9 protein-coding genes and 1 pseudogene are annotated in these 6,881 nt (G+C 56.3%); 3 read left to right on the plus strand and 7 right to left on the minus strand.

Translation table 11 applies throughout. The features are described 5' to 3' along the window. Together KBZ07_RS14100 and KBZ07_RS14105 are read right to left on the minus strand one after the other, a co-directional pair. A partial coding sequence (locus KBZ07_RS14100) for a S1C family serine protease (protein WP_254932202.1) occupies window positions 1–878 on the minus strand: 878 nt, incomplete at its 3' end. A 275-nt stretch (window positions 879–1,153) separates the two neighbouring features. Further along, window positions 1,154–1,434 (minus strand): annotated as a pseudogene (locus tag KBZ07_RS14105) (IS5/IS1182 family transposase); the annotation flags it as partial. Window positions 1,435–1,664: 230 nt separating this feature from the next. Between KBZ07_RS14105 and KBZ07_RS14110 the strand changes: the two are divergent. Then, on the plus strand, window positions 1,665–2,246 hold the full coding sequence (locus KBZ07_RS14110; RefSeq protein WP_254932203.1) for a hypothetical protein: 582 nt from the start codon (window positions 1,665–1,667) through the stop codon (window positions 2,244–2,246). Window positions 2,247–2,528: 282 nt separating this feature from the next. Here the strand turns inward: KBZ07_RS14110 and KBZ07_RS14115 are convergent, their stop codons facing one another. The 5 genes from KBZ07_RS14115 to KBZ07_RS14135 all read right to left on the minus strand — a co-directional run bounded on the left by KBZ07_RS14115 (window position 2,529) and on the right by KBZ07_RS14135 (window position 5,774). Continuing rightward, a complete protein-coding gene (locus tag KBZ07_RS14115) occupies window positions 2,529–2,948 on the minus strand; it encodes an integrase core domain-containing protein (RefSeq protein ID WP_396124102.1) in 420 nt (139 codons plus the stop codon). A gap of 215 nt (window positions 2,949–3,163) precedes the next feature. Further along, the gene (locus KBZ07_RS14120) at window positions 3,164–3,790 is read right to left on the minus strand and encodes a hypothetical protein (RefSeq protein ID WP_254932204.1); all 627 of its coding nucleotides are present in this window, start codon (window positions 3,788–3,790) and stop codon (window positions 3,164–3,166) included. 17 nt (window positions 3,791–3,807) lie between these two features. Continuing rightward, window positions 3,808–4,383 (minus strand): hypothetical protein, encoded by a 576-nt coding sequence (locus tag KBZ07_RS14125; RefSeq protein ID WP_254932205.1) that lies wholly within the window; start codon window positions 4,381–4,383, stop codon window positions 3,808–3,810. A gap of 5 nt (window positions 4,384–4,388) precedes the next feature. Beyond that, a complete protein-coding gene (locus tag KBZ07_RS14130) occupies window positions 4,389–4,817 on the minus strand; it encodes a hypothetical protein (RefSeq protein ID WP_254932206.1) in 429 nt (142 codons plus the stop codon). Between the two features lie 3 nt (window positions 4,818–4,820). Next, window positions 4,821–5,774: a major capsid protein gene (locus KBZ07_RS14135; RefSeq protein ID WP_254932207.1), complete on the minus strand. Its 954-nt coding sequence runs from the start codon at window positions 5,772–5,774 to the stop codon at window positions 4,821–4,823. A gap of 269 nt (window positions 5,775–6,043) precedes the next feature. On the opposite strand from KBZ07_RS14135, the gene KBZ07_RS14140 reads away from it, so the two are divergent. Both KBZ07_RS14140 and KBZ07_RS14145 read left to right on the plus strand, forming a co-directional pair. Next, a complete protein-coding gene (locus KBZ07_RS14140) occupies window positions 6,044–6,355 on the plus strand; it encodes a nucleotidyltransferase family protein (protein ID WP_254932208.1) in 312 nt (103 codons plus the stop codon). After that, window positions 6,345–6,671: a DUF86 domain-containing protein gene (locus KBZ07_RS14145; protein ID WP_254932209.1), complete on the plus strand. Its 327-nt coding sequence runs from the start codon at window positions 6,345–6,347 to the stop codon at window positions 6,669–6,671. Before KBZ07_RS14140 ends, KBZ07_RS14145 begins: the two co-directional genes overlap by 11 nt. The last annotated feature ends 210 nt before the right edge of the window (window positions 6,672–6,881 follow it).

Below are 6,881 nucleotides of genomic sequence, written 5' to 3' on the forward strand. Positions count from 1 at the left end.
TGATCTTCTTGCCAGGTGCCATCAAAGCGTTGTCCTCCGACATAAACTTCTGCTCCATTGTCAGGAAGAAGATAAATTACACGTCTTAGGCCATTGGCATTTATTAACTGAACTTCAATTCGACCTTGCGAAACACTTCGGCCCGTAATCTGACATCTGGACCCAATAAGCTGTTGAGACGAAGGACTTTCTTGGAACCAACAATTAGGTCCGTTTATCTGGGATGGAGCAGGGCCAGCCTCGCCAGGGGAGGACGGCGATAAAAAGGGGGATGGTGAAGGAATCCTAATGCTACCGGAAGAAGCAGACGGGCCTGAACTTCCAATGGACTTACTGAAATAGGCGTCTATCAAAAAGGAAGAAACAGCAAAGTTAAGCCCTTCACTGTTATCGAGTTTAAAGGTGGCCATTCCCACAATACAGCCGCTCTTATCGAGAATGGGACCCCCAGAGTTCCCTGGATTGATGGGTGCATCAATTTGAAGGATCTCGCCGTTATCGCGAAGGCTACTTACAACGCCTCTTGTAAGGCTGAATTCCAAGCCTTGCGGCGCACCAATCGCAACGATGTCAGCACCTACGCTGGGAGCTGTATCTTTTAACACTAAGGCCCGACCACGAACACCCCTAACCTCGAGTAAAGCCAAATCAGCCTGGGGTGTAGACGCACCAGAATTAGCAATAACAGCAGCAGAATCTTCACTGCCATCAGACCACTTCAATGTAACACTGCTTGACTGTCCGACGACATGAGAGTTTGTTATCAAGAATGTCGATGAAGCAGATTGCCGAATAACGAACGCACTTCCCTCCATTGAATCAGTTCGAACAACTGCGACTCCTGGTTTTGCACCCTCAAAGAGGGCTTCAGTTGTCAAAGTCTGGCTAGAACACGTGGAGGTAGAAGATGTCGTTGCTCCTTGCTGGTACAACCTTGACCTGCATCCAGGCAATAGGCCGAGACTCACGCAAAGGAGGGCTATGAGAGTAAATCTGGGACTTGATCGCTCGATTGGCAAGGTGAAATGGGCGGTTTGCCTTTTGGGGTCGGAAGCAAAGGAGAACTCAGAGACCTGCGCTTCTTTCCATTACGGAACTCTAAGGGGGCACCCTGCAACAGACATATCCCCTGCACCTCAAAGTCGTTGGAACTGCTCAAGCCCAGGAAGCGGAACCGGATTTTATGGTGGAGCTGCTCCAATAGCAGCCGCTCTGATCGGATCCAGTAGAACCACTTAAGCATCTAGGCCAGCACAGGCTGCTCGGGCCGATTGCCGACCTTCTGCTGCGTAGAGCTGACAGAAGTTGGGATTGAGCCGATCGAGGGCCTGATCAGCCAGTTTCCGGATTGGGCGCAGCGGATGGCTGGCCGGGTGTCCCCTTCTCGATAGAGGCGTAGGAGAACAATAAAGCGCAGCGCTGCCGTCTCTCGATGTTCAGGCAGGGCTACGAAGCCATTACTGTACAACTGAGCTGCTGTGGCGGTCGTCAAAAGCACTGCCTGCACAGGATCGAGCAATCCGAAACCATAAATTGGGCTAATAGGTGACACGGATCTGGATCAACGAGAACAAGGCTTGTACAACTGGAAGGAAAAGAGTGCAGAAGGCCACAAGTCAGTCTAAGATTCTAAAACTAGATTCCAATCAGGAGGTACTCTGAAAATGGACAAAAACAAAGAATGGGAAAACCTAAACCAGGTGGCAGAAGAAACTGATGACCTCCTCGAAAAGCTAGACGAGGTTGGGAACCCAAATGAGATAACTGCTTACAAGGAAACAATCAGCCCTGAAATGCAGAAGAGACTTTCAGCGATCCGAAAATTACTGGAAGAAGGCTACACCCTAGATAAAATATTAAATGCGTTTCCAGAGCTAAGGAACAATTCAGGGAGAAGTATAGGGCCTAACAGCGTTAAGAATCCAGCGGGCTTTTCCTGGGTAGCATTCTTCTTCCCGTTTGCCGTGTGCACACAGATAAGGGAGTGGAGCTACTTTTATGTGTCAGGAATTATTTACGTTCTGGCGTCGATCATATCTTCAGTAATTAACATCGACCTATCGAACGTATCCAACATTGCGATCTCCCTAAGTTACGGAATATTCTTTCCATACCTAAGGTATATTGCTGTCGATAAAGAAGTAGAAGAAATACCCAGAGGCAAATCAATCATCTATGGCTTGCTGCTGGCAGTGGTTGCAGGTATACCAGCCTTAGTTCTCGACTACATTCTTGGGGTAAACTAAGGCGTGCAGAACCATGAAGGCTGCAATATGGATGACAAGCAAGCAGACAAAGCTCGGAAGAGCAACCCCACTGAATTTTTACTTCTTACGGGCTAGCTTCTCTAGAAATTAATGAAGAAGCGACCAGGCAGCAACTTCATTAAACTCCAATGGAACTAGTGCTTGCAATCGTATTACTGCAGAGATGCGGACAAACTGAAGCAGTGGATCTTCCAATTACTGATATCACTGAAACATAAAATAGTAGAATGGAGGACTAGCTGTTGTATCTCACCACGTTGATCAGCAGAGCAGCTCGTTGAGCCGCTGCTGAGGGGATCGGCTGCCGAGGGCTGAGTGTTTCCTGATCCGGTTATAGATCGACAGGTAACGGGGTAGCCAGGCGTTCCGCTCCTGGGAGTTCTGGAACGGCATGGCATAGGCCCATTCCTTACAGAGGGTCTGGATAAACCGCTCGGCCTTGCCGTTCGTGCGAGGCGTGTAGGGCCTGGTGCGGATGTGCTTGAGCCTGAGGACGCTGCAGGCCTTGGCAAAGGCCTTGGAGATGTAGGCCGAACCGTTGTCGCTCATCACCTGACGGCACTCGACGCCCTGGCCGTTGAACCAGGCCACGGAGCGGCTCAGGAAACCGATCGCAGTGGCTTGCTGCTCATCAGCAAGAACCTCCACATAGGCGAGCCGCGTGGCGTCGTCGATGGCCACGTGGACCCGGTCGTAGCCGACGCCTATGGAACGGCTGTGGTGGCGACATACAAGGTGACATCAGCTGTGAGCAACCAGCTAGCAGGGGTATAGAGCAACCCATCACTGCCAGCTCTTGTCAGGTTGCCGGCGTCAGTAGAAGGGGTCGTTGGACCTGCCGCCCCTTGGGGACCGGCCGGCCCGCGGATGTTCTGGGTCTTGCTCCAGGGCATTGCTCAGTCCTCCAGCAGGTAGAAGGCACCAGAGATGCCATCGAGGTAGTAGTCACCGGGGACAGCGCCGCTGATGGTGATTGGGGGGCCATCGCCGTTGAACCAGCGGCTGCCTGAGCTGCCACCGCAATCAGTTGGCGGCGTGACCTCGGGCTTCCAGATCGGGCAGCCCGCAAGGCTCACCAGCACAGAAGCTGCAGGGCCATTGCCGCTGAGCGCAACCCGGATCGTGTAATCCCTGCGGCTGGCATAGCCATGCAGCAACCGGCCATTGGCGTCCCCACCGTCGGCAGCGGGCCAGGGCAGGGTCACGGTCGTCGTGCCATCACCCCAGTCCACCGTCACCGCAGCGAGCGGGGTGTGGCGCGTATTGAGCAGTAGCTCCACCGCAATGGTGCCAGCTGGATCAGCGATAGCCGCCGTAGCTGTAGCGGCAACGGGCTGCCAGGCCAGCTCCAGTACCGCTGCCGGTATGGGAGCGCGGTAAAAACCCAGCTGCTCCCAGCGCAGCACCTCATTGGGCGGCACCCAAACCGGCTGGCCCGGACACCCCAGAGGCGGCAACAGGCGGATCAGCTGGGCGCTGATGCCGCTGCTGCTGATCGCCGGGGTGCGCAACAAGGAGGTCATGGGGAGGGCAGATCCACTCAGATCAGCGGGTCATCCACCAGCCCATCGGGCAGCGGCGGGCAGATCAACTGCGCGTCCTGGCTTTCCAGGGCCCTTGCCTGCTCCACCAGTTCGGCCTTGGTCTGGCTGCCGTCGAGCTCCACCCCGTGGATAGTTGAGCAGTGCTCAATGATCTGGGCCTTGGTCAACGCCTGAAAGTCAGTGGCCTCTGGCAGCGGCATCGCAGCGTCAGTTGCGCCAGACGGCGGCGCGTCAACGACCTCTGGCTGGGAGTGTTGTGCGTCCGGGCCCTGGCCCGCCACCTCTTCTGGGCCTGAATCTGGGTCTGGGTCTGGATTTGGGTCTGGATTCGGGTATGGGTCTAGATCTGGTTCCAGTTCCAGCTCCGCCAACCTGGGTTCAGGCAATAGCGGCTCCGGCCGCCTGGGTTCAGGTGCTGTCAGATCGGCAGCAGGTTGCAGCTGCCAGCCCAGGCTTTGCCAGCCGCCTAGGTGCACCGGCCATATAAAGCGGTGCTCTGCTCCAGCACTGATCCGCACCATCCCCTCAGGAATGGCTGGATCACTTAGGTCATGGCGCACAAGAGTCGTCATGGCGCTCAGGCGGGGATGGTGGCCGTAAGGCCCACGTGCATCCCCTCTGGGGTCTCGGGGCTCACCTCTGCTTTGGCAAAGCAGACCGCTGGCAAATCCACATCGGCTAAATCAGCAGCATTGAGCTGAATGTCACGTCCACTGATGAACGCCTCCACCCGCCCGCCTTCTGCTGGCAGCGCCACGGTGGTAGCAACCACCCAGCTACCGGTTGTGCCATCACGCAGCACAGGCGCAAAGGACACCTGAATTTCAACTGCAGCAGCAGAGCCTGGATTACTTGCTACTACTGAGAAGCGTGACGCCGCATCGAGCTTGGTTGTAAGCAGCACCTCTTCTCCAGAGAGGAAGGTGCGCTCCAAGTTGCGTATTGCGCTGCGGTTGGTCCAGCCCACCAGGGTGGTCTCCGCATCAAGCAAGGGATTGCCGTTCATGGCTCAGTTAGCAGGGGTGATGTTGAAGAGGCGGCCAGCAGCGCGGCTTTGCAGCACGGCAAAGCCCACGTACCAATCGACGCGGGTGCGAAACACCGGGGCATCAGGTACCTCGCCCAGGTCCCGCACCGAAATGCCATAGCGGCCCTGGAAAGGGCCCTGCAAACCAGTGACGCCTTGATCACCAAAGGTGCAGCAGTAAATCGAGCTGGTGCCGCCTGCCTCGTCGTAACCCATCACCTCAATGCCCTGGGCATCGCGGTCAACCGTGACGAGCTCGCAGTCCTGGTAGCGGTGCACCGTCATCCCAAAGGAGTTGGTACTGGTCTGATACACTTCGCCACCAATGGAGGCGCGGGCCAGGGCATTGAGCTGACGGCGCATCGCCTTGCTCATCACCAGCACCTTGCTGCCGCCATAGGCGTTCACCGAATCGATTAGCTCATCGAGGCGATCGAAATCAAGCGGTGCACCAGGAGCAGTGCTGCCGCCACCGCTGCCGCCACCACTGCCTGCGTTGTCGATTGCCATCGCATCGCCTGGCTGCAGGCGCTTACTGAGGCCGTCAAATGCCCTGGGGTTGGCGCTGCTATCGCCATTGATCACTGTTGCTTCCAAGGTGAGGCGCATGGAGCGCACCTTCATCTCGATCTGGCTGGCGCGGGCCTCAGGACCCATCAGGTCAACGATCGAGCGATCCACATCCACGTCACCACCAAATAGGTGCACCGCTTCTGCGCGCTGGTCCACCACGCCATAGCTCTGGGTGTAGCCCTCGTTCACAGCGCGAAAGCCAACAGATGGCAGCTCCTGTTCAGCGGAATAAAACAGGCCGCTGCCGGCAATATTCATGAACGGCAGCTGGGCGAGCAGTTCGCCCTCTGAAAACGTCTTGAGCACAGCTAGATGCTCAAGACGGTTTTCGTATTTGGCTGCCTCGATCAGGGTGATGCCCATGGCACAGGGGGCGCAGTCCCAAGGAGGTCAGGGGCTATTGCCGAGGGCCCATCTGGGCCGAGCAGCTACCGCTAAGGGCAGAGTTCCTGGCGGCCAGGTTTACTGATGGGAGCCATCACCTTGGCAGTGCTGCCGGCGCTACCAGGCGCTGCGCAAGTGGAGCTGGCGATGGCCCTCTGGCAAAGCCTGGCAAGCTCTCAACTTGAGCGTCGCTGGGCCAGGCATCGGCAGCATCCAAAAGAGGCCGTGAGCTGGGCACAATGGGGAGCATGAGCCTTTCCCTTGCACAGCCCCAACTGGAGGCCATCACTGCTGCCTGTAGACGCCACCACGTGGCAAGGCTGCATGCCTTTGGCTCGGTGCTGAGAGCGGACTACAGGCCTGGCGAAAGTGACATCGATTTGCTTGTCGAGTTCCAGCCGCTCGATGCTTCCAGTCTCTACAAGGCCTACTTCGCTCTGCTGAACGATCTACGGCAGGATCTCGCTGCTCGCGTTGACCTGGTGATGTCTGATGCGGTGCGCAACCCATACATCAAACAAACGATAGAAGCAAGCAAGCAAGAGATCTATGCAGCGTAATTCCAGTGCCTACCTCAACGACATTTTGGAAGCCGCGTCGGCAATCCAAGATGCGACTGCGGGCATCGATGAAAGCACCTACAGCGCCACGCGCCTGATCCGTTCATCTGTCGAGCGTGAATTCATCATCATCGGTGAAGCACTCAAGGTGATTGCCCAGCGTGATCCCCAGCTATTTGCTGCAATCCCTGAGGGAAGGCAGATCATCGACTTCCGCAATCTTCTGGCCCACGAATATCTCAAAGTGAGCGACCGTGTGGTCTTGGGTGCGATCCAGACTGATTTGCCTGTGCTCGTACAGCTTGCAACCAGCTGATCAGACCGCTTGATTGAGATAACGGCTAAGTCGAGCCCACCAGCACAAAGATCGTTTAGCAGCGGCTCGCTACCAATGTCACCCGCCCCTGTGAGCGCTGCAGCGGTGACTTTCAGGAAAGTTGTCACTCCTTGGCTGCCACTCAGGCGGCCTGAACCAAGGGTAACTCCAGGGCCAGTTCGTGCTCTTCCAGTGGCTTGTTTATCCACA

Source organism: Cyanobium sp. BA20m-14 (assembly GCF_024346295.1).

Bases quoted from the DNA above. Each gene is read 5' to 3' on its own strand.
- KBZ07_RS14140 (WP_254932208.1), top strand. From the start codon at position 6,044: ATGAGCCTTTCCCTTGCACAGCCCCAACTGGAGGCCATCACTGCTGCC.
- KBZ07_RS14130 (WP_254932206.1), bottom strand. From the start codon at position 4,817: ATGAACGGCAATCCCTTGCTTGATGCGGAGACCACCCTGGTGGGCTGG.
- KBZ07_RS14120 (WP_254932204.1), bottom strand. From the start codon at position 3,790: ATGACCTCCTTGTTGCGCACCCCGGCGATCAGCAGCAGCGGCATCAGC.
- KBZ07_RS14135 (WP_254932207.1), bottom strand. From the start codon at position 5,774: ATGGGCATCACCCTGATCGAGGCAGCCAAATACGAAAACCGTCTTGAG.
- KBZ07_RS14145 (WP_254932209.1), top strand. From the start codon at position 6,345: ATGCAGCGTAATTCCAGTGCCTACCTCAACGACATTTTGGAAGCCGCG.
- KBZ07_RS14110 (WP_254932203.1), top strand. From the start codon at position 1,665: ATGGACAAAAACAAAGAATGGGAAAACCTAAACCAGGTGGCAGAAGAA.
- KBZ07_RS14125 (WP_254932205.1), bottom strand. From the start codon at position 4,383: ATGACGACTCTTGTGCGCCATGACCTAAGTGATCCAGCCATTCCTGAG.